The organism is Bacteroides sp. MSK.18.37, from assembly GCF_019129155.2.
GTDB lineage: Bacteria > Bacteroidota > Bacteroidia > Bacteroidales > Bacteroidaceae > Bacteroides > Bacteroides ovatus.
The window spans coordinates 4,871,547-4,893,829 of the sequence record NZ_JAHOIB020000001.1 but is presented as its reverse complement, the minus strand read 5'-3'; the positions used below and the strand labels follow the sequence as shown (position 1 = coordinate 4,893,829).

At 42.1% G+C, this 22,283-nt stretch carries 11 protein-coding genes; all 11 read right to left on the bottom strand.

The features are described 5' to 3' along the window. Window positions 1-67 precede the first annotated feature (67 nt). Window positions 68-3,154 (bottom strand): glycoside hydrolase family 2 TIM barrel-domain containing protein, encoded by a 3,087-nt coding sequence (locus KSX81_RS18640; protein ID WP_217725744.1) that lies wholly within the window; start codon window positions 3,152-3,154, stop codon window positions 68-70. A gap of 167 nt (window positions 3,155-3,321) precedes the next feature. Next, a complete protein-coding gene (locus KSX81_RS18635) occupies window positions 3,322-5,646 on the bottom strand; it encodes a glycoside hydrolase family 20 protein (protein ID WP_217725745.1) in 2,325 nt (774 codons plus the stop codon). 18 nt (window positions 5,647-5,664) lie between these two features. Continuing rightward, a complete protein-coding gene (locus KSX81_RS18630; RefSeq protein WP_128131230.1) occupies window positions 5,665-7,248 on the bottom strand; it encodes a sulfatase in 1,584 nt (527 codons plus the stop codon). A gap of 202 nt (window positions 7,249-7,450) precedes the next feature. Beyond that, complete coding sequence (locus tag KSX81_RS18625; RefSeq protein ID WP_217725746.1) at window positions 7,451-9,295, bottom strand: DUF5006 domain-containing protein; 1,845 nt, start codon at window positions 9,293-9,295, stop codon at window positions 7,451-7,453. A gap of 45 nt (window positions 9,296-9,340) precedes the next feature. Then, on the bottom strand, window positions 9,341-11,185 hold the full coding sequence (locus KSX81_RS18620) for a RagB/SusD family nutrient uptake outer membrane protein (protein ID WP_217725747.1): 1,845 nt from the start codon (window positions 11,183-11,185) through the stop codon (window positions 9,341-9,343). Window positions 11,186-11,203: 18 nt separating this feature from the next. Next, on the bottom strand, window positions 11,204-14,524 hold the full coding sequence (locus KSX81_RS18615; RefSeq protein WP_008999844.1) for a SusC/RagA family TonB-linked outer membrane protein: 3,321 nt from the start codon (window positions 14,522-14,524) through the stop codon (window positions 11,204-11,206). Window positions 14,525-14,555: 31 nt separating this feature from the next. Next, complete coding sequence (locus tag KSX81_RS18610) at window positions 14,556-16,196, bottom strand: glycosyl hydrolase family 18 protein (RefSeq protein ID WP_217725748.1); 1,641 nt, start codon at window positions 16,194-16,196, stop codon at window positions 14,556-14,558. A 285-nt stretch (window positions 16,197-16,481) separates the two neighbouring features. Further along, window positions 16,482-16,904 (bottom strand): hypothetical protein, encoded by a 423-nt coding sequence (locus KSX81_RS18605; protein WP_008648815.1) that lies wholly within the window; start codon window positions 16,902-16,904, stop codon window positions 16,482-16,484. Between the two features lie 808 nt (window positions 16,905-17,712). Next, window positions 17,713-19,695, bottom strand: a complete 1,983-nt coding sequence (locus tag KSX81_RS18600; RefSeq protein ID WP_217725749.1) for a response regulator — start codon at window positions 19,693-19,695, stop codon at window positions 17,713-17,715. A gap of 108 nt (window positions 19,696-19,803) precedes the next feature. After that, window positions 19,804-20,553: a nucleotidyltransferase family protein gene (locus tag KSX81_RS18595; RefSeq protein WP_004300821.1), complete on the bottom strand. Its 750-nt coding sequence runs from the start codon at window positions 20,551-20,553 to the stop codon at window positions 19,804-19,806. Between the two features lie 36 nt (window positions 20,554-20,589). After that, on the bottom strand, window positions 20,590-22,020 hold the full coding sequence (locus tag KSX81_RS18590; RefSeq protein WP_004300822.1) for a phosphotransferase: 1,431 nt from the start codon (window positions 22,018-22,020) through the stop codon (window positions 20,590-20,592). Window positions 22,021-22,283 lie beyond the last annotated feature (263 nt).

Genomic DNA, 22,283 nt, shown 5'->3' with positions numbered 1-22,283 from the left:
GACATTCCATCCAATCAGTGTAACCCCCACCTTTATATATAATCTAAATAACCTATTGATTTAGTATCTATTTCACCGGATAAAGGGTAAATTCAAAACTCTGTTTCTTTAATGGAACCAAGTATTGCGGTAATACTCCGGGACCACAAGTAGCCGTTCCCACACCTGCCTGTTCAGCATCCAGATGCACTGTCAACAATCCATCGCGTTCCAGTTCATTGATATGGCGGGCCTTCTCTAATAATACATCCGAGAAAGGAATGATACTAAACTGGAAAGCACGATCCGACTCAACAAAGATACCTTCGCCGGAAGTATCTGCCAACTTCACCCAACGTACATCGGTGCGGTTGCCTGTAGATTGCGGAGCAACATAATAGTGGAACATCCGTTCCGGTGTGGTCTGATATACACCGATTTTACCGGACTGATTGCGGTCAATATAGGTTTCATTATCTCCACGTCCCAAGTAAGAAACCTGATCGTAGGCGTTCGACACACGGAACGTCAATCCCAGGCGTGCCATTGATTTCACGATGGTCGTGTCGGGTTGGAAAGTTGTATGTACTTTCAGTGCACCGTTTCTATCCAGTGAATAAACAAAGTCAGCAATTCCTACCCTTTGCGTTTTTGCATTTAGAATTTCTACACGGGCAGTGGTCGAAGTCTTACTTTCCCTCAATGACACTACTTTCTGGGTCAGACAATCCAATCCCGCATCACGCCACAAGCGTGCGCCGTTCTTATCCCGGTTGTCATTATCCGTTGCCGGGCGGTAAAGGCTCAATGTCAGCGGAGTAGCCAATAATTCTTTGCCGTTCAGGTTCAATGAAGTCAGCGCGCCTGTTTGCTTATCAACGGTGAAAGTCGTTTCACCTGCTTTTTGCGGACGGTAGCCTGTGTAGTTCTTATTACCGGCAAATACAAACTGGTCGTATGCCACCTCCCAATCCTTATCTATCATTGAAGAAGCTTCACGACGGGTCCAGCTGATATTCAAATAAGCCTCACGGACTGTATTCGGAAGTTTTACAGCACCCAAAGTAACATCAACAGTAGCGTGCGGTGCACAATCAACCGTTTTTGTACCTTCCGCCAAAATCTTGCCATTATCTGCCGTCACATTCCAGTTCAGTACATACTCATTCAAGTTAGAGAAATCATACCAGTTCTTGACACGGATAGTCAGATTCTTCTGATTCGCCAGCGTTACTTTTATGTTCTGATATACTTTCTTTACTTCGAGCAAATGCGGGTGCGGTTCACGGTTGGCGCCCACCAAACCGTTACAGCAGAAGTTTCCGAAACTTGGAATTCCTTCCGGTCCGTAATCACCGCCATACGTCCAGTACCATTTACCATTCTTGTCTATTTCGCGGAATGACTGATCCACCCAGTCCCAAACGCAGCCACCTTGTGCCATCGGATTGTTTTCAAATACGTCCCAGTATTCTTTCAGTCCGCCGCAACTGTTGCCCATCGCATGAAGATATTCACAAAGAATGAAAGGGCGGTAGATGTCTTTCTCTTTTACGTATGCTTTGATATCGTCTACACTGCGGTACATACGACAGTAAATATCCGTATTATAGTTCAATTCGGCACGTTCATACTGTACAGGGCGAGTTTTCTCCACCGATTTCAGCCAGTCATAAGTACGTTCGAAGTTAATTCCGTTTCCTGCTTCATTTCCCAATGACCAGATAACGATAGCCGGGTGATTCTTAGAACGTTCATACATCCGGTGAGTGCGATCCATGTGTGCAGTCAGCCAGGTACTATCCTTGGCTAGGGAAGCAGGACCATATCCCATTCCGTGAGATTCGATGTTTGCCTCATCAATCATGTACAAACCGTAACGGTCGCAAAGTTGATACCAGTAAGGATGTGTAGGATAATGCGAGTTACGCACCATGTTGATATTGTGCTGCTTCATCAGTTTGATGTCCAGTTCCATCAGCTCCTTGCTCACGGTACGTCCCAGTTGAGAATGCTCGTGTCGGTTGGTTCCCTTCACCAATACCGGAACGCCGTTGATGCAGAAACGTCCGTCTTTGATTTCCGAGGTACGGAAGCCGACTTCACAACCAGTCAGTTCGGTTACCTTGCCTTGTTCATCCTTCAGTTCGAGTATTAATGTGTAAAGATGAGGATGCTCTGCACTCCAAGCCTTTACATCGGGAATATTCTTTTCATCAAACGTGATAAAATTGCTCAATCCGCGGGATTTTATCCGGATAGCACCCTGCAGGACAGCTTTACCATCGGCGTCTTTCAGGGTATAAGCAATAGAAGTAGCTCCAGATATAGCAGAATGTCCCTCTACGGTCACTTCAAGTCCGAAAATACCATCTTTGTATTTCTCTTTTTCTAAAGAAGCATTCAGTTTATAATCCGCAATGTACTGTTTGGGAGTACTGTAAAGATACACGTCACGTTCGATACCACTCAAACGCCACATATCCTGACATTCCAGATAAGCACCCGAACTCCAGCGATACACTTCCAAAGCAACCACATTTTCGCCTTCATTGAGGACATCTGTAATATCCCATTCGGCAGCCGTCTTTGATCCCTGATTATAGCCAAGTAATTTTCCATTCACCCATACATAATAGAAAGAAATGACTCCTTCACAACACAGTACTACCCTGCGTCCTTTCCAGTCGGCAGGCACTTTGAAGGTACGTCGGTAGGAGCCGACTTCATTCTCTGCATAAGGCACCAGCGGCGGATTCTTCTTGAAGTTGAACATTTTATCATCAAACTCATACGTTTCGTTGACATAGATAGCCGTGCCATACCCCTGGCGTTCCCAGTTACCGGGCACATTGATATCCGCCCATCCTCCTGTATAATAAGAAGGTTGGTAAAAGTCCTTCGGACGATTATCGAGATTCTTCACCCAATGGAATTTCCACTTTCCATTGAGACTCATATAAAAAGGAGACTGTTCATACCCTCCCGGCTTTTCAATGTCGGAAGCGTTGGCGTAAGGCCATACGTATGTGTGAGGAGCGAGTTTGTTCAGTCCCACCGCATACTGGCTTTGCCATTCGGGCAACGGTTGTTGCTGCGCTAAAGTGAAAGTAGCAGTCAGTCCTGACAATAGAACTAAAAGAGTTCGTTTCTTTAAGCTAATATTCATAAGCATGTCATCATAATTGGTTTATATAATAAATTAGGCACAGATTAAGCTGATTGACGCTATTATTTTATATACTCATCATTCTAAAAACCGTGAAATTCGTGTAATCCGTCTCTAATAATATAAGATTATTCTGCAAGAGCACTTAATTGCTGTTTTTAACTATTTGATTACTATTCTATAATCACTTCATCAAAATAGACTCTCGCTTCCTGACCGGGACGGACATGCTCGTCGGGACATATCCCCGCACCTTCCGCCGTCACTCGGACATAACGAGCAGATACTCCGCCCATATCTATCGAATAGTCATTTCTAAAAGTTCCTTCCAGATAGATTTCTTTCGGAGAGAAGTTCAATTCTCCCATAGTATGGTAGGTTCGATTGTCATCGGAAACTTCTACGCGAATCATCTTCGGTTTATGTGCTCCCATTCCATAATTCGTAATGCAACCGATGGTAAATTTATTCAAAATCTCCCGCCCCTGCAAATCTATCGTGAAAGATATAGAATCATTTTGATTCCAGTTACACCATTCAAAATCAGTATATTTCAGGCTTCCCCGCAATCCGTTGACTAATAACATTTCGTTCTTCTTATTGCCAAGCAAAGGTTTTGCCGTAGCTTTGTTCCATGTGAGTTGCAACTCTAAAGTTTCTCCCATTTGCTTGCCGTTCATAAAGGTAGCGGCTTTCACCATTTGCGTCTTCGTCACACGGATAGGTCCGTCGTAACGATGAGAAGACATAGCCGGATTACTTCCGTTCAGTGTATAATGAATCTCTACATCCGGGCGGATACATTCCAAATTCACTTCCAGATGTCCGTCCACTGGTGTCACCGTCTGTTGTATGTTATACATTGAGCGGGCATAGACAATTCCTTTTTCCGCAATATGCGCGTTGTATGCATCCATCCGCTTCAAGAATCCAGACCAGTCCTTCGTTCCTGCGGGCGTCCATGCCACTTCTGCTAAAGCGGCCAAGCGGGGGAACAAAAGATAATCCACATCTTCTGGCTTATTACAGAACTCTGTCCACATACAAGCCTGTACTCCCATTAACAAAGACTCATATTCCGGTTTCCAATCCTTCTGTACAGGTTCGTAATCGAAAACATCTTTCAGGGTATTGTTGCCAAAATAGGTTACCGGTTCAAACCATTGCGGTCCCTGATAACGAATCAAGTATAAGACACGCGCCGGAGTCATGATAAAACGATGTCCCTTTTCGGCAGCTTTCAGAGCAGCCGTACCCATTCCCTGCCAGCCTAGGATAATAGATTCTTCAGGAAGAAAAGAGCTGTTTGTCAACTCATCCCAGCCAATCACTTCACGACCTTTCTTACGCAGATAATCACTGATACGTTTCATGAAGTAACCCTGCAAATCTTCTTCATTGGCCAAACGCTGTTTTTTCATCCGTTTTTGGCAAAGCGGGCATTTCTCCCAGTTTGTCTTTCGCGCCTCATCTCCACCAACATGAATATAGCGAGAAGGGAAAAGCTCTAGAATTTCGTCAAAAACATCTTGCAAGAATGTAAATACGCTATCATTTCCCGCACAGTAGATAATCTCGGAATTTCGTCCTCCCAGTCCGGGAAGTACACCGACAAAGTCTTTCACAACCGGACAGGCAAGCTGGGGATAAGCAGCCAGAGCAGAGTTACTGTGTGCCGGTACATCTATTTCGGGAATGACTTCTATCTGTCTGTCGGCTGCATAAGCTACAATTTCCCGGATGTCCTCCTGCGTGTAGAAACCGCCTATCGGAGTAGGTTCTCCCCGTTCCGGGTTGCGACGTGAGTGGAAAGGCACATCTGTACGGTCTACTCTCCACGCTCCTATTTCCGTCAAACGGGGGTATTTCTTTATTTCAATCCGCCAGCCGTTATCGTCTGTCAGATGAAAATGAAGTTTGTTTATTTTCAGCATCGCCATACAGTCAATGATTCGCAGTACATTCTTTTTAGGGATAAAACAACGTACCGGATCCAACAGTAATCCGCGGAAACCGAAACGGGGTTCATCCTGAACCGTCATTGCCGGAACTCTCCAATCGACATTCCGGACCGGTTGTTCCGATTCTATGGCAGCCGGCAGAAGTTGGCGGATAGATTGCAGGGCATAGAAAAAGCCTTTTGTATCCGAAGCTTTAATGAGTATCTGTTCCGGCGTAATCTCCAGTAAGTAGGCTTCACTTTTTAAAGAAGAATCCGTCACAAAACGGACTTGTCCCTCTTCACGCCCGACATTCAAAGCAGGAGTTATTCCGGCAGCACGAGTAAACAAGTCAATAAAATTGCGAGCAATCACGGCTTGTTCCTGACTTTCTACCGCAAACACCGTTTGGGCTGAAAAGGTGAAGTTACCACTACCCGGCACAATCTGTGTCGGGCGTGGTACTATTGAAATTAAAGGGGATGTTAAGTTATCAGCCTGCAAAAACGCTGTCAGTGGCGAAAGCAGTATGAGAATGATTAAGATGTATTTTTTCATGGCGTATGTACATTGGTATTATTCCTTGTCTCTCTCCGGTGAGAAGCGGACAGGATCATTGTATTGCTCCTGAAGTTTCAGCATTTCTTCTTTTAGTTCTTTCACTACCGGTTCATATTCAGGTTGTCCGTAGAGATTGTGCATTTCCGACGGGTCTGCCTGCAAGTCATAGAGTTCCCACCAGTTGATATCATTATAGAAATGAATCAGTTTATAGCGGTCTGTACGTACACCGTAATGACGTTTCACCATGTGTTCAGCGGGATATTCGTAGAAATGATAGTAGAGAGCCTTCCGCCAATCTTTCGGATGTTCGCCTTTCAGCAAGGGGACGAGGGATACACCTTGTATGTCTGAAGGAATCTCTGCTCCTGCCAATTCGAGGAAGGTAGGTGCATAGTCGATGTTCTGCACCATTTCAGTGATGTCTCCCCTGCGGTCGAATCCTTTCGGCAGACGCATGATAAGCGGTGTACGCATGGATTCTTCATACATGAAACGTTTGTCGAACCAACCGTGTTCGCCCATGTAGAATCCTTGGTCGGAAGTATAGACAACAAGTGTGTTATCCAGTAATCCTTTCTCTTTCAGGTAGTCGAGTACACGACCTACATTGTCGTCCAGCGACTTCACCGTCTTCATATAATCGCGCATATAACGCTGGAATTTCCAGTTGGCTAGTTCCTTGCCTTGCAGGTTCTGTTTATAGAAGTCGTCTATTATTGGGGTGTAGAATTTGTCCCATGCAGCACGTTGTGCTTCATCCATACGACCAATATATTTCTCATATAAGGATTTCAGACGGGTCTTTTTGTCGGGACGAAGCATTTTGAGGTCATAAATCATGTCCATGTCTTTCATAATACTCATCTCTTGTGCGGCAGCGGCAGGGCGTCCTTCGTAATCGTCAAAGAAATTGTCCGGTAGCGGGAAGGTTTTATCTTCGTACAAAGCCAGGTTGCAAGTATCTGCCAACCAATTACGGTGAATAGCCTTATGGTGAATCAAAAGACAGAAAGGTTTCTCCGGATTGCGTTTGTTTTCTATCCAGTCAATGGCATCGTCAGTGATAAGGTTCGTGATATATCCATGTTTTTGGATAGTGTCATTGTTCTGTGTGATGAAATCCGGATTGTAGTAGTCGCCTTGTCCGGGGACAATCTGCCAGTAATCAAAACCGGAAGGCAAACTTTCAAGATGCCATTTACCTACCAGTGCTGTCTGATAACCGATTTTCTGCAACAGCTTCGGAAAAGTCTGTTGCGAACTGTCGAATACGCAAGTGGTATTATCATAGAATTTATTAGCACAACTATGTTTACCCGTTATCATGCAGGCACGACTGGGACCGCTTAATGAATTGGCTACAAAACTTTGAGTAAAGCGTACACCATCGGCAGCAATACGATCGAGATTGGGTGTTTCCATGTAGCGTGTGTCATAACAGCTCATCATCTGAGCTGTGTGATCGTCTGTCATAATGTAGACGATATTCAAAGGTTTCTGTTCCACAGGCTTTTGCTTGTTTGAACAGGAAGCAAAGGAAGCTACAGCTGCTACTCCTGCTAAAGGAAAGAATAAGTTTGGTTGCAATTTTTCCATAAATACTAATTTGTATAAGATTGTGTCAGCAAAGATAGAGGACAGCCATCTATTTAACTTCCACAAATTACCATTTAATTTCCAATAATCTCCATTTCTGCATAATTGACTAATAAATAGCCGGAAGCATATCGCCTTCTAACGATAGCTTCCGGCATAAAATTCATTTCACACTATTGAAAGCTAATTGAAAGAGATAGCATTAATAAAATAACTGATTAGCCCAGACTTTTTCAGCATCAGTCTGTACATAATTCTTATTTGTATAGATACGAATCCAATCAATTTCCATTCGAGGCGTATTATCATCCGTTTCACAATTGGCAATACTTTTCAGTACATTATCCCAACCTTCAGGCGCTTTACCAGCAGCCCGTTCCGAGCTTTCAGCCAATCTCATAAAGAAGTAGAGACCGGCACTGCCACCAGCAGCAGTAGCAGGATCAGGATTAGCAGTAGCAGGAGTTCCAGCCTTGTCGAATGGCCACCTGTCAGGAGATTGTGTACGATTCACAGTCAGATTGGTTGCTCCATTAATTCCTAAATTGATTATATTTTCATCCACAAGTTCCACCCAATATATATTCCATTCATTCGCTTGAGGTATTGCTACACTCTTTGAACCTATCTCATTATCAACAGTTACAGCCTGAGTAATTACAGAACCTTGAGTGTTCTTGAGAATATCGATCTCATCTTTCGTGTTCGGAAGGGAATTTTTCTGATTTTTAAGTCCGATTGTCGGAACAAAACCAGTCCGTATTCCTCTCAAACGCGCCTTCACTTCAATTCTCATACCAGGAAAGAACCGAGTATGTTGTGGGGCAAAAATACCACCAAATTTAGAACATTGCAATGCGGCGACACCGTAATCCTTGGTAGCAGTCATGGCACCAGTCCCCTGAACATTTTTATCCACCCACATATTTAAAATACCTTCATTGGTTATATTTGTACATTTTGCATTATTCACAGCTTGTATTTTCTGTGACGGTGCATCATTAATATCAGAAAAGGCCCAAGAAATACGATGTCCGAAAGCATTAGGGGTATTATTTCCGCCACTAAAACTATTATTAATATAATGGAACTCTATCGCATTGCATAATACCCAATCTTTATCTTTCAAAGCTGAAGTGGGATGAGCGCTATTCTTATTCATAGCTATTTTATCTCCCGTAAACCAACTTTCAATTGCAGTTTTATTTTTATCAGACATAAACGGCCTATCCGGGAATTCATACACCTTCGTTATATCAAACAGATTAGGATCTCCCATAGATTCCAAATCAGTCATAGTTATAGTCAGAGTAGAATTTATCATCGGATTCGCTGGAGAATCACTCTCCAGATTCAATACCAGTTGCAAATCCCCTGTCATTTCAAAATCCTGTTTAATAGTCACAGCATCACTTTTTGCCGAAGTTCTTCCTGCAGGAATTGTTAATGTAGAAGGTAAATTTTCATACCTATCTCCTTCCCCTTCTTTCGGAGTAATTTTCATATTAAGAGGTACGGAACTTGGTTTTTCAATCTTTGCAACTAATACAAACTTACCACCTTCCATTACTACATTCTCCGCATTGTTCTCCAATGATGCCATTATCCGATAATAATCGGAAACCTTAATTACCTGACTGGAGCCTTCCATCTTATAACCACGGGCAAAAGCCGTAAAGTTTATAGCAGTACTACCCGTCAGTCCGGATGCCTTTACCGGGAAATCCACCTGAATCTGTTTTTCCCCCTTCGGAAAAGTAACGATTCCATTGAACTGTTCGAATACATTCGAAGCATCTTCCGCTCCGGCTTTCGCCGTAAAGTAAATATCAAAATCTTCATTTGCTACAACCTCCTTGCCATCAGCATCCGGTTCCACATTTATATTCACTTTCAAGTGTTCGCCCATCGCTAATGCGTTGTCATTGATGCTCATCGTTAATGGCACGATTTCCGGTAGAGGACGGTATTTCGTTTCTTCCTCACACCCGGTCAACCCCATGGTCAACAAGCATATCGGAAATATTTTATATAATATGTTCTTCATATCTTTATCTATCTAATTATCATAAATGAATTTTATTCAGTTCCCTTACTTAGTCGGCCATCCCGGATTCTGATTCAGCTCATGGTCCATCTGGATTTCATCCGGTGGTATGGGTAACAAGTAATCACGATCTTCATTAAACTTGTAGCCTTCAGGCAAGTACTCTTTCAACGGATCCATCCATCCTTCATTATCTGTCAGTACATGATTCAGTCCTTCTTTCCGCAATGTAGGCGAAAAGCTCAGATAAAGCACACCGTCTTTGCCCAGATAAGCTCCACGTCCGCGTCCTTCCACACCTTTCAACGTACCGGCTACCCTCCAACGCATCAAGTCATCCAAACGAAAACCTTGCAGAGATAGCTCTGAACGTCTTTCCCGACGTACCTCCTGCACTGCCGGCGGCAGGCCTTGGAAAGGGAAGTGAGGATCAGCCGCCGGAGTAACATAGGCCACACCGGCTCTTTGACGCAATGGCTTTAATGTTTTCTCTGCCACGTTATCATTATACTGCCCTAATTCGGCAGCAGCTTCAGCATAACAAAGCAACCCTTCGGCATAGCGGAACATGACATGAGCCGTTTCACAATTGCCGGTTACATAGGTCGTATCAATGCCAAGGCGAGTATGGAATCCGGTCACGTTCTTGTAAATTCCATCCCCATTCAAGCGCGGAGATGAAATATCTTTATTCTTTTCCTTTTGTTCTGCTTCGGTCCCTGTCTCGTCATACGCTCTCACATTCATCAAGCTATTAGACTTGAACTTACAACCGGTATGCATCACCATAGCCAAAAGTCTTCCGTCACGATCTTTAAATACCTCATTAAAGTCCTTATACTTTTCATCGGTTGGGTCAACCGGCGTACCATCCACATTCAGAAAATTATCCACCAAAGACTTGGATAGTCCCGAAGGCTTCACATTATCTGTTACTCCACCGCTAAGCTGTTGAGTAACGGTATTGAACACGCCATCAGCTATTGAATATTTTTTCCAAAAAGTCACTTCGCTAATGTTGGAAAGATCGTTTGAATTGAATAGCTCCGAAAAAGCGTCATCTATATTGGTAGCTTTCGGATTGGTTGCTGTCATATGCAAAGTCAGTCCGACCGGGAACAAATATTGATCTCCCCAGTTCATCACTTCCTTAAAAAACTCTTCAGAGTTATCTTCCGTTGCAAAATCAGTTCCTTTGTGATACTTCTCCCACGAACCTTCGTACAAAGCAACTCGCATAGCCAGAATCATGGCCGTTTCTCTGTTGACACGCAATCCACTGTATTTACTGCGGGAATGTAAATTAGCACGAGCCTCCGGTATCAACCCAATAGCCGCTTTCAAATCGTTCAGGATAAAACGGGCTGCATCCGCACGTTTTGTCGCAGGAATTTGCAAACCGCCCAACGTAGCATTGCCATCCCAGAAGTCATCCATAATGGGAATATTACCAAAACGTGTGAGCAGATAGAAGTGCCAATAAGCACGGAAGAAATACGCTTCCCCTCTCAATGAAAGCACTTCGTCCGTTTCGTCCACTTCGGAAACTGCGTAATAATGAAAAAAGTAATTCACCATACGCAAGTTTTTATAGCCTTTATTCCAATCGTCAGAGCCACTGAATTGATTATTCTCTCCATTCAGGCGCATATCATACTTTTCCGAAAGGATATTGTCACTGTTCACCTCTTCTCCTCTGACACCAATACCATATTGAGCCGGAGCCGGTAGAGAAGTATACAAATTATTTATATAGCTCTCTACATTCTCTCTGGTTTTCAAGAAATCTTCATTGTTAGGCTGCGTATAGGGTTTACGGTCCAAATAGTCGGAACACGCCGACAACAGTAAGCCTGCAAAAACAGTCAGGATAATTATTTTATTTTTCATGATAGCGTTCCTCTTTAATTAAAATGTAAAATCAAGTCCAAACACGAAATTACGGTTCATCGGATACACCTTTCCGTTACCATTCTGATTTTGAGCCGAGGTAAGTCCCGGAGCAGCCGCGTTACTTCCGCCTGCCCACGCGTTCACCTGATTAAGGGTTTCCGGATCAAACTGATTCGGCAGTTTACTGATGGTAAACAGGTTATCGCATGTAAAGTATACTTTCAGGTTACTTAGTCCAATATTCTTCAACAATTGAGGCTTAAAAGTATAGGATACTGTCAAGTTCTTCATACGCATATATGCCGCATTCAGCATATAGCGGGTAGTATTGTATCCCGTATTGGCATTCGTTGTCTGGGCATCGGTCGTCAGTCGAGGTAGATATCCATTGGGATTCTCGGGACTGAAATAATCGAGATGCTCCTTGAACCATTCTTTACCACCGAATAGGTAAGTACTGGCGGCCATCGGGAAATCTCTCTTGGCAACTCCTTGCAGTAAAGTGGATATTTCAAATCCCTTATATCCTACGTTCAGATTGATACCGAAACTGTATTTGGGAGTGGCATTACCGATAATTTTCAGATCACCATGGTCGGCCAATGTACCCTTACCCGGGTCCACTTTACCGTCACCGTCAGAATCAATGTATTTCAAGTCGCCTCGTTGCCATTTGTCGCCGGACTTAAAGAAACTAAGATCTACTTGTCTTAGGTATGCGTCCACTTCGCGATTGGACAGAAAAAGATCATTCGCTTCATATCCCCAAATCTCACCTATGTCCATTCCTTCATAATATCCTTTATTAGTTGCCAAACCGGTATGATTGTTGTATATCAATCCCTCCGGATTGTTGTATTTGGTAACAACAGCTTTGTAATTGAATACATTGAATCCTATGCCATAGCTAAAGCCACATTTTAGCTGGTCCTGCCAGTTTACAGACAATTCCCAACCACGATTACGTAAAGTAGCGTTATTGACCTTCGCACGGTCATCCGTACTAATACCTCCGAGATTCGGAATAGCTTCAGCAGGTCCAATCATGTCGCGCGTGGTACGCTGATAAATATCGGCAGTAATAGACAGTCGGTTATCCAACAACATCAAGTCGATACCTAAGTTGGCATTATCCACCTTCTCCCACGTAATATACGAACTGATCATCTTAGGCGTAGTGGCTAAAGTTCCTTTTTGAGGAGTAGCTTGCACACCGGGCAACAGCCAAGCATTGGGTGAATCGGAGGTCAAACTCTGAATCCCAAGGTAATCGTAGAGTCCCGCTCCATTCTGATTACCCAAGCGACCGTAAGAAACACGTACTTTCAATTGAGAAACCGGCAGATTCAAAGCTTTGAAATAGTCGGTACGAGAAATGTCATAACCGGCTGAGAAAGAAGGGAACAATCCCCAGCGATTTCCCGGAGCAAAACGGGAAGAACCGTCATAACGTCCACTGAATTCCAGAAAATAAATCTCCTTGTAATTCCAATTCAGTTTAGCGTACATACCCATTGTAGCCCAATGCGTCCGGTCTTCACCTGCCAATACTTGCCCGTTAGCATTCACAAAAGAGAATATATCACTAGTCAGCAATCCGTCTTTATAAGTATAACCATTCGAATTTTCTTGCAGTTCCATCTGGAAACCCGCCATCGCCTTAAAGAAGTGGTCGCCCCAAGCATGTGTGTAGGATGACGATACGTTTGGAGACAGGTAGTAGTTGAAAGTATTACCGCGTGTATAAGAGCCCCAATTTGAGTTTTTCCAGTTCATGCCCGGATATTGATACCCCTGCTTGGTTCCCTTACTTATATCCAACGTTCCGTCAGGCTTTTCAGCAGTGGGATATCCGCGTTTGAAGTCATTGTTTTCCACATCGAAGCGTACTTTCATTTCACCTACAATATCCCAACCTTCCAGCGGAGTAATCGTAGTGGCAAACGACATCGCATCAGAAATTCTGTTCTGCACATAATGCGATTGTTTCAGATAACGGTATTCGGAATTGTCATTATATTCCGACTTTACAGGAAGATGGGTAGGAGAATTCGGAAAGCTGCTTCCGATAGTTCCATAAAAAATGGTCTGGTTAGCCATCGGACGCTTCAGTATATTCAGCGAAAGGTTATTATTGAAATTAAACTTCAACCATTTATTGGCTCGGATCTGAAACTTCGAGTTTACATTGTACTTACTCAAGTTATCGTCCACTTGATCCAGTAATCCTTCCTGGTAAATATATCCCAAACCTACGTAATAATTAAATTTATCAGAACCTCCCGTTACGCTCAGATTATGAGAATGACGGATGGAAGCTTTTTTAAAGTAGTAATCATACCAGTCGGTATTGGCATACACAGCATCTTTAGAACCTGCCCAACCGGTACCGTCCGCATTAGGTCCTATGCCCGGGAACTTTTCCGAATAAGGATTCTCCATAAAGCCCTGCATCTTTTCGATGAGCGCATCAGGAATCGAGTGTTTTACTCCATCGTTATCATCTCGTTCGTTCAGATAATTGGCAAATTCAATAGAATTCATCATTTGGGGCATATTAATAGGAGAACTGAATCCTACAGTACCACTGTATGATATACGTGTTTTTTCCTTTTTACCACTTTTGGTAGTGACGATAACCACACCATAGGCGGCACGTGCACCATAAACGGCAGCAGCAGAAGCATCTTTCAATACACTGATGGTTTCGATGTCGGCAGGATTCACGTTCTGCAAACTTTGCTCCACTCCGTCTACCAATACATAAGGTTCGCCTCCATTGATAGAACCGATACCACGAATATTGAATTTAATTTCGGCACCGGTCTCACCGCCTACCCCATTAGCAACCGCATCAGAAGAGAAGTTTAAACCGGCTACATTACCCTGAAGGGCACTCGTGAGGTCAGTAACCGGACGGTTGACAATAGCATCGGAACCTACAGTAGCCACCGCCGCCGTAATGGTGCTTCGTTTCTGTTTATCCATACCTACTACTACCACTTCATCCAAGACTTTTGTATCCTCTTTTAACGTAAATCGGTTGCCTTCTGCTTTTGTCACCTTTATTTCAAGGGGAGTAAAACCGACATAAGAAATAACCAATGTGTTACCTACTTTCCCTTTCACGGAAAAGTTACCGTCAATGTCAGTCAGCGTCCCATCTTTAGAACCTTTCACCATCACTGTGGCGCCGATAATGGTTTCACCTTTATCATCTACCACTTGTCCTTTTATCATTTGTTGCTGTGCCAACGCACTCAAAGGAAAGGATAGCAGGAGTATCAGAAACAGAATCAAAAATTTCTGTACTCGCATGAACTTCTTTTTTTCCATAATATTGTATTTGATTAATTTAGATTCTCTTTTATTCCGTCGGATTCGCATAATATTCAAACTCTTCTTTTATGACCTTCAACAAAGACTTATTATTGGTTATGTCAATATCTGTTGCCAAATCCCAACTCATAATGCCTGCATAGTCTTCTTCACAGACATACCTCGCTTTCTTGCGAATCGTTTCTATACTGTTGAAAGTATATGTATTTCCTTTATATGTATATGTATCTTCATTCGTAGTAGCCAAACCATCATTCACGAAATCACAATAGGCAGCAATCAGACTACCCGTAGAACCATAGAAAGGCACTCCCATCACCAGCTTATTCTTAGGGATTCCATATGCCACAGCTGCTTCTCCATCTTTTACAAATTGCTCGTAAGGAAAACGCATCACTGCAGGGCCGTAACATTGATAAGAGATAAAATCCAGAGCATCAATAGCTTCCGGGGAAATTTTAAAAGAAACCGGATGCAACGACGCGGTGAAGTAAACATACTTTCCTAATGTAGAACGCATTTGGATTACAGTTGCACTATAATTATTATATTCACTGGCATTTGTAGGCCATTCAAAATCAAAATCAACTCCATCAAAATCATATTGTTCGATAATCTTCTTCACCTCGGAAGCAAATCTTGTACGGGCAGTGGCATCAGCCATCATCTTTTTCCATTCTCCACCAGCAATGCCCAAGCGCAATCTTCTATCTCCCTGTTGTCCCTGTAAAGCGGTACGTATATTATTCAAACGCCCCAGCCAGGAATGTGAATCCTTGCCAGGTTTCGTGGCATCATCGTATTTCCAGTAAGCAAGTATTTTTGAATTATTCCAATTGTCAAAGGTGATAGGGTTTCTACCTGATGTACCTACTACCAGACTGCTTACAAAAGTTTCATCTAAATAACCTTTAAATTTATCTCCAATCAAAAAATCAGTACGTGTATTAGGTACTTCATTAGGGAGAGCACCTACAAAACTTATTGCAGTATTGTTTGTATCTACATAAAGTTTAGCCGTTCCCTGTTCATAAGTCAACCCAATATAGTGCCAGCCTGTTGCCAGATCAGGAGTGGTAACGGTTGCAACCGAACTTCCAATAGACAGTTTCAAACTATTAGCTGTCGCACCCATTTGAAAAGCAATAATCGTGGAATTTCCATCCATTTTCTTAAAGAGAAAAGCTCCGTCCACCCATTCACTTATATATATATAGGTACCAAAGGTGAATTTATTAAAGGCTCCATCAGCAGAGTGAAGTAATCCATCACCGCCATTCATAAGACTTGTTCCTTCAAATTTAACCACTCCATTACGACCTTGAAAAGTGCCAGCATGAGATACGTTTGTCATCGTTGCATCATTCAACGGCAATTCAAAAGCTACCTCACCATTTGCATAAGGACGCGCTGCCAAATAAATCAAATCTGTACAAGCACCCATACTGGCTGCCGAAATACGGTTTATTTCAAAAAAATCCCCCCGAATATAAGAGCAATTAATGAATGATTTTACAGTAGGATTATCCGGTTCTTCCGGTTCACCAGGTTTTCCTGTGATTGCACCTTCAGGAGGAGTACCAGTTGGAACGTCTACCCATTTTGTGTCTTTACAAGCTGTCAACGTTCCAAAAAGGAGGAGACAAAGAAATAGGAATTTGTTTCTCATAAATTTAATAATTAAGATTAGCTTTATTTAATAATTGTGCTGTCCCTTTTGACAATCACTACCACAAATGTAGGCTATATTAAAGGCAAAGAATGTTCTATTTTAGCTACGATTCTTCCAAATTTGTCTAAAATCGTCCATTTCATCGATATATCTAAACATCATAGACATTGTTGGACATCTTACGAATCAAAAAAAGAAAGCGGAAGTATTCATTCCTGAATATTCCCGCCTCTTTTATATTTTATCCTAATATAACTACAACAATTTTCCTACGAAGATATATTATAGGTTTTCTATATCAGAAGATTGAAGACCCGTGTATTTGATAATTGTATCAATGGATATTCCGTCCTCCCTCATCTTTCGAGCAATTTCAATTTGCTTCTTTTGCTCTCCTTTCTCCATCCCTTTCTCCATTCCTTCCTTTATTCCTTCTCTTATCCCTTCCTTTAGCCCTTCTTTCATCCCTTCTTCAGCCGCTTTTCTCCGCATCTCTTCGTTTTTACGCCGTTCATCCTCCTCTACGATTTGATTGACTCTATATCGATCTAATGCCTTATCATAAGCGATACGATTTTCTTCCGAAAGATCGGCAACTGCTGCCAATCTCGCCAGATGTTCAAACACTTGTTCTTTAATTGATTGATCACAACCATGAAAGCCAACAACAAGATTAGAACGACGTGAGTATAATGTTTCTTTCATCTATAAATTTTGGTAAGTTCACCTGATTTAGAGACTATTCCAGCTTTTTTTAGAAAAGATTGGGCATTCCTTTTATTAGCTGTAATTTTCTTCACTACCTCAACTCTAAGTTCTTCCCGAGTTTTTATTTTCTTTGTAGCAGTCATTATATACCTCCTTTCTTGTACAAAGATAACTATTTAAATCCATAAACATAAAAAACAATCCCAAACTTTACGGATTTATAGCCTTTTAAGTAAGCCGTCTCCCTTTCAATTCCTCCAAACAAACAAGAGAAATGTTCTTTTTTTCAGATTAAGAAAGAAAACAAAACTGTTGAAGATGGGAATCCGGAATTAAAAGCATCCATATTATCACATATATATGCATATTACTGCCACAATACAGCATATATTTTCAGATAATATGCGTTTTCTTTAAAGAAATAAATGATTTTCCTCGGTGAGCAATAAGCCATTCCTCGGTGAGGAACACATCCTTCCTCACCGAGAAAGCCTTCCATACTCACCGACCAAGTTATAAAAGCCCTTGGAAAAGCCCGTTTATAGGCTAGTTCATCATCACATGCGCGCAAAATAAGAATGATAAAACAAACTACATACGGGCAAACAGTAAGCATATAGATAGCAATACAGAGGAATTATTTATTTTTAGACAGGAATTATCCAGGATAACAAACAGCCCTACATTCTTTCATCCAAAATGCAGAGCGTTTTTTCCTTCACCACAAACAAGTGACTGATATATTAAAAACTGAAAGAATAGAATATACCCTTTTTCAGATCAGCATATTTTTAATCCCATCCTTTCAACAACCATACTCTTTCAGCGTCTGCATCAACTTCGCACCATTGATCGGCTTCACCAGATAATCATCACAACCAGCTTTCAACGCAGCTACCCGGTCGGCATCAAAGGCATGAGCAGTCAGGGCGATAATCGGAATTTCAGCATTGAACTTCCGGATCTCCGAGGTTGCAGTACGCCCGTCCATTACAGGCATCTTCATATCCATCAGTACCAAATCCACCGATTGGGTACGGACAATCTCAACTGCCTCCAGTCCATTCGGTGCGTGTAACAACTGGCATTTGTTTTTCAAGATAGAAGATACCAAAAAGAAGTTACTTTGTATATCTTCAACGACCAGTACTCTTTTAGGTACTTTCTTTGTTTCTTCGGAGTCAAGAACATTTTCTTTATCTGCATCCTTCTCATTATTCCGACGTGAAGAAGTCGATTCGCTGCCAACTGACTTAAACTGGCATGGCAAAACCGCCCAAAACAAAGACCCTTTATCAAATTCCGACTCAAAGCCTATCTCTCCCCTGCAAGCCTCAACGATGGCTTTACAAATAGACAGTCCCAATCCGGTTCCCTGTGCAAATTCATCCAGTTTCTCAAAACGATGGAACACCTTGTCTTTTTTATCTTCCGGTATACCAATACCTGTATCGCGAACGTAAAGACGAATATTTCCGTCTATCTTTTCATACCCCATTTCAATCATTCCTTTGGAGGTATATTTGATAGCATTAGTTACAAAGTTAGTGAGAATCTGCGCTAACCGGTTTTTATCCAAACGAACGGTACAAGTTTCATAAGGATTCACGGGAACTAACCGAACCTGCGGATTTACTACACGACGATGCATCGAAGCAGCTAATTCGTTGAAATAAACAGCCAAATCAAAATTTTCGTATTTCAGTTCTACCGAGCCGGCTTCTATTTTCGAAAGATCCAGTATGTCGTTAATCAGCTTCAAAAGCAACTCATTGTTGGCATTGATAATCTGAATAAATTCTTCTTTTTCTTCTTGATCTTCCGTCACCATCAATAAGTCGGAAAAACCAACGATAGCATTTAACGGTGTACGAATTTCATGGCTCATATTTGCCAGAAAGGCGGATTTCAACTTATCGGATTGTTCAGCGCGGCTCCTTGCCTTTTCAAGTTCACCAATCATGTGCTGCCGCTCGGTAACATCATCTACACGAATCACGACACCGTCAACATCTCCCTGTTCATTAAATATGGGAGTAGCAAAGACTTCTATGACATGCTTGTTATCCAGATTAAACAAGATAGACTCTACCTGACCGGATTTCCGGGCACGTTGCATCACACAATTCTCACAAGGAGTGGTGCGATTATGGGCTGTCAGATAGCAAGGTTCTCCTTTTTTGTAAGCCTCATAAGAAAGGCTTTTACTACAAAGCGAGATATTCTCCCATTGTACGATATAGTCGTTCGCAATATATGCCAATCCCGAATTAATATTGTTCAATACCAATTCATTCTGACGAATCAAATGGATCATTCTTTGTTCGCTCTCAAGAAGTTCTTTTTTCGAACGCACAACCTCTTCGTAAAGATTATCATATTTGTTTTGCCACAAAACACGTTCGGTGATATCTTGAGTTATCACCATATAATTGGTAATTTCAGACTTATCATTATGTACAAAAGAAACGGTAATCTCGAAGAATTTTATACCGGACAGATTAGTAGGAAAAAGACGGCACAAGTCATCAAAATCATATTTTGCCATGAAACGCACTGTTTCTCCTTTTCTGATCTGTTCCTTGATTTCATCAGAGAAACTGGTGTAGTTGAATAGATTATAGCCCAAAATATCCTTTTTGTCTTTTATCCCCATTGATCTCAACCGTGAATAATTGACATCTATCATGAGACCGTCCTTATCATACAATTCCAAGCCTACAGACAAGTCATTAAAGATATTATGCAATAAGTTATCAGCTATCCCATTTACCAAAGTCTGTTCCATGCAGCAAAATTTGTATAGTATTACAATATTGATTGTTTATCCAAGCAAAGTTACTTTAATATTTTGTTACATAGAAAGAAAGAGGCCTTTTAGCCTCTTTCAGTATCTTTATTTCGCATTTTGGTATAAGAAGCCTTCTGCTTTCGCTAATGTTTCCGGTTTGCCTATATCAATCAGATGCAACTTTTCTGTCAAGTAACCACCATAGTTTACTTGCCGGCAAGTGGCAAGATAGAAATCCATGATAGAGAATTTTCCATCCCATGAGGGAGAGGTCATCCATTGAAAAATGGCGGGCGAAAGTACATGGATGCCACTGAATGCATATTCTTGATAAAGGGAAGAATCATACTGAAAACCTTCCGGTTTCACTTGTTCCGTATCCTTGTTTATCCATCCGCAAAGTCTCTTATCTGTATCAAAAAGAAGATAGCGGGAGGTTTTACGTTGGCTGGCCAGTAAAGTGGCAACAGCACCGCTTCGTAAATGGTAGTCATATAATTCTTTCAGATTCACGTCTGAAAGAATATCGACATTGTGTATCAGGAAAGGCTCATCGGAGTTTTCAAAGAAAGAACGGGCTTTCTTAATTCCCCCACCGGTGTCGAGCAACAGATCGCGTTCATCGGAAATATGTATGATAAGCCCAAAATTCTCATTGGCTTCTAAGAAATCAAGTATTTGTTCGCCAAAATGATGGATATTAATCACTATTTCTGTGAATCCGGCAGCTTTCAGTTTTAAGATCACATGTTCCAACATCGGATGTCCGGCTATGGGAACCAAAGCCTTCGGCATGGTATCGGTGAGCGGCTTCAGCCGGCTACCCAAACCGGCTGCAAATATCATTGCTTTCATTCTTTCGGTTACTTTCTTCTTTAATATTTACTCTTCTTAGATTGTTGCCTCAAACGTATGTTCGATATTCTGTTCCCGATGCACCAGTTCGACTTTCACACCAAATTTCTGATTCAGGTGCTCTGCCAGATGCTGGGCAGAATAAACAGAACGATGCTGTCCGCCGGTGCAACCGAAGCAGACGGACAAATTGCTGAATCCGCGTTCCATATAACGTTGCACGGAGGCATCCACCAAAGCATAGACATGATCGAGGAAACGGAGTATTTCTCCATCTTCTTCCAAGAAAGTGATTACAGGTTCATCCAGTCCGGTGAAAGGTTTGTAACGCTCATACTTACCGGGATTATTCACGGCGCGACAGTCGAATACATAACCTCCTCCATTGCCGGTAGAGTCATCAGGAATTCCTTTCTTATAGGCAAAACTCATTACTTTGACGGTTAACTGCCGCTTTTTCAGATCGTCCGTAAATTGTTTCAGTCCGGTAAGCTCTCGCAAAACGTTACAGAGATACGGATATTCCGGATATTCTTCTTTCAACAATTCACGCAGGTTTTCGATGGCATAAGGAACACTTTGGATAAAATGCGGTTTCTTTTCAAAGTAACCACGGAAACCATAAGCTCCCAGCACTTGCAGCGTACGGAAAAGGACAAAGTGACGAAGCTGGCTATAAAAATAGGATTCGTCAATCGGTTGGTATTTGCGAAGAGCTTCCATATACTCTTGCAGCAGTTCTTTACGAAGACTATCGGGATATTTCGCTTTCGCTTGCCACAGGAAAGAGGCTATGTCATAATAGAACGGGCCTTTGCGTCCGCCCTGAAAGTCGATAAACCACGGTTCGCCGTCTTTTATCATCACATTACGGCTCTGAAAATCACGATACATGAAAGTAGCGGAAGAACTGCGAAGCAAGACATCGCTCATTTTCTGGAAATCATCTTCCAGTTTATCTTCCTGAAACTCCATACCGGTAGCTTTCAGGAAGCAATATTTAAAGTAATTCAAATCCCACAGAATGGAGCGTTGATTGAACTCCGGTTGAGGATAACAACGGGAAAAATCAAATCCATCGGCCCCGGCAAACTGAATGGCAGGAAGCAAACGAATCGTTTTGCGAAGCAACTCTTTTTCCTCTTCTGAAAAGACGCTGGTAGCACGTCCTTTCTCTATGGCATGGAACAACAGAGTATCGCCCAAATCCTCCTGCAAATAATAGGTCTTATCTTCCGAAACGATGCGCACTTCGGGAACAGGCAGTCCACATTTGTGGAAGTGTCCTGCCATATAAAGAAATGCTTCATTCTCATCGATAGAAGCTCCGTAAACTCCAATCAATGTTTCTATACCCGTCAGCCGAAAATAACGGCGGTTGGAACCGGAAGACGGTAATTCTGTTATGTTTTCAGCGGGAACGCCCGTATATGACTGATAAAGTTTCTGTAGTTCTTCGGTAATCATAGTCGTATATTTTCGAGCAAAGATAGAGAATCTAGCTAAATAATACTATCTTCCCGCTGATAAAAACCGGCTACTTTACCTAATCTGCTGTGTACAGGCCTTTACTTCCAATAAGCCGGTTATTTAAAAAAGTTGTTGGAATGGCTCCCTATGAATATAAGATGAAGAATTAGCAATTCTCATTGTATTCAAGGATTTTCAGTGCAGAGATTAAAGATTTTCAGTACAGAAATTTATAATAGTTTATGCAGTCGAGTAGTCAT

Bases quoted from the DNA above. Each gene is read 5' to 3' on its own strand.
- KSX81_RS18640 (WP_217725744.1), bottom strand. From the start codon at position 3,154: ATGCTTATGAATATTAGCTTAAAGAAACGAACTCTTTTAGTTCTATTG.
- KSX81_RS18635 (WP_217725745.1), bottom strand. From the start codon at position 5,646: ATGAAAAAATACATCTTAATCATTCTCATACTGCTTTCGCCACTGACA.
- KSX81_RS18630 (WP_128131230.1), bottom strand. From the start codon at position 7,248: ATGGAAAAATTGCAACCAAACTTATTCTTTCCTTTAGCAGGAGTAGCA.
- KSX81_RS18625 (WP_217725746.1), bottom strand. From the start codon at position 9,295: ATGAAGAACATATTATATAAAATATTTCCGATATGCTTGTTGACCATG.
- KSX81_RS18620 (WP_217725747.1), bottom strand. From the start codon at position 11,185: ATGAAAAATAAAATAATTATCCTGACTGTTTTTGCAGGCTTACTGTTG.
- KSX81_RS18615 (WP_008999844.1), bottom strand. From the start codon at position 14,524: ATGGAAAAAAAGAAGTTCATGCGAGTACAGAAATTTTTGATTCTGTTT.
- KSX81_RS18610 (WP_217725748.1), bottom strand. From the start codon at position 16,196: ATGAGAAACAAATTCCTATTTCTTTGTCTCCTCCTTTTTGGAACGTTG.
- KSX81_RS18605 (WP_008648815.1), bottom strand. From the start codon at position 16,904: ATGAAAGAAACATTATACTCACGTCGTTCTAATCTTGTTGTTGGCTTT.
- KSX81_RS18600 (WP_217725749.1), bottom strand. From the start codon at position 19,695: ATGGAACAGACTTTGGTAAATGGGATAGCTGATAACTTATTGCATAAT.
- KSX81_RS18595 (WP_004300821.1), bottom strand. From the start codon at position 20,553: ATGAAAGCAATGATATTTGCAGCCGGTTTGGGTAGCCGGCTGAAGCCG.
- KSX81_RS18590 (WP_004300822.1), bottom strand. From the start codon at position 22,020: ATGATTACCGAAGAACTACAGAAACTTTATCAGTCATATACGGGCGTT.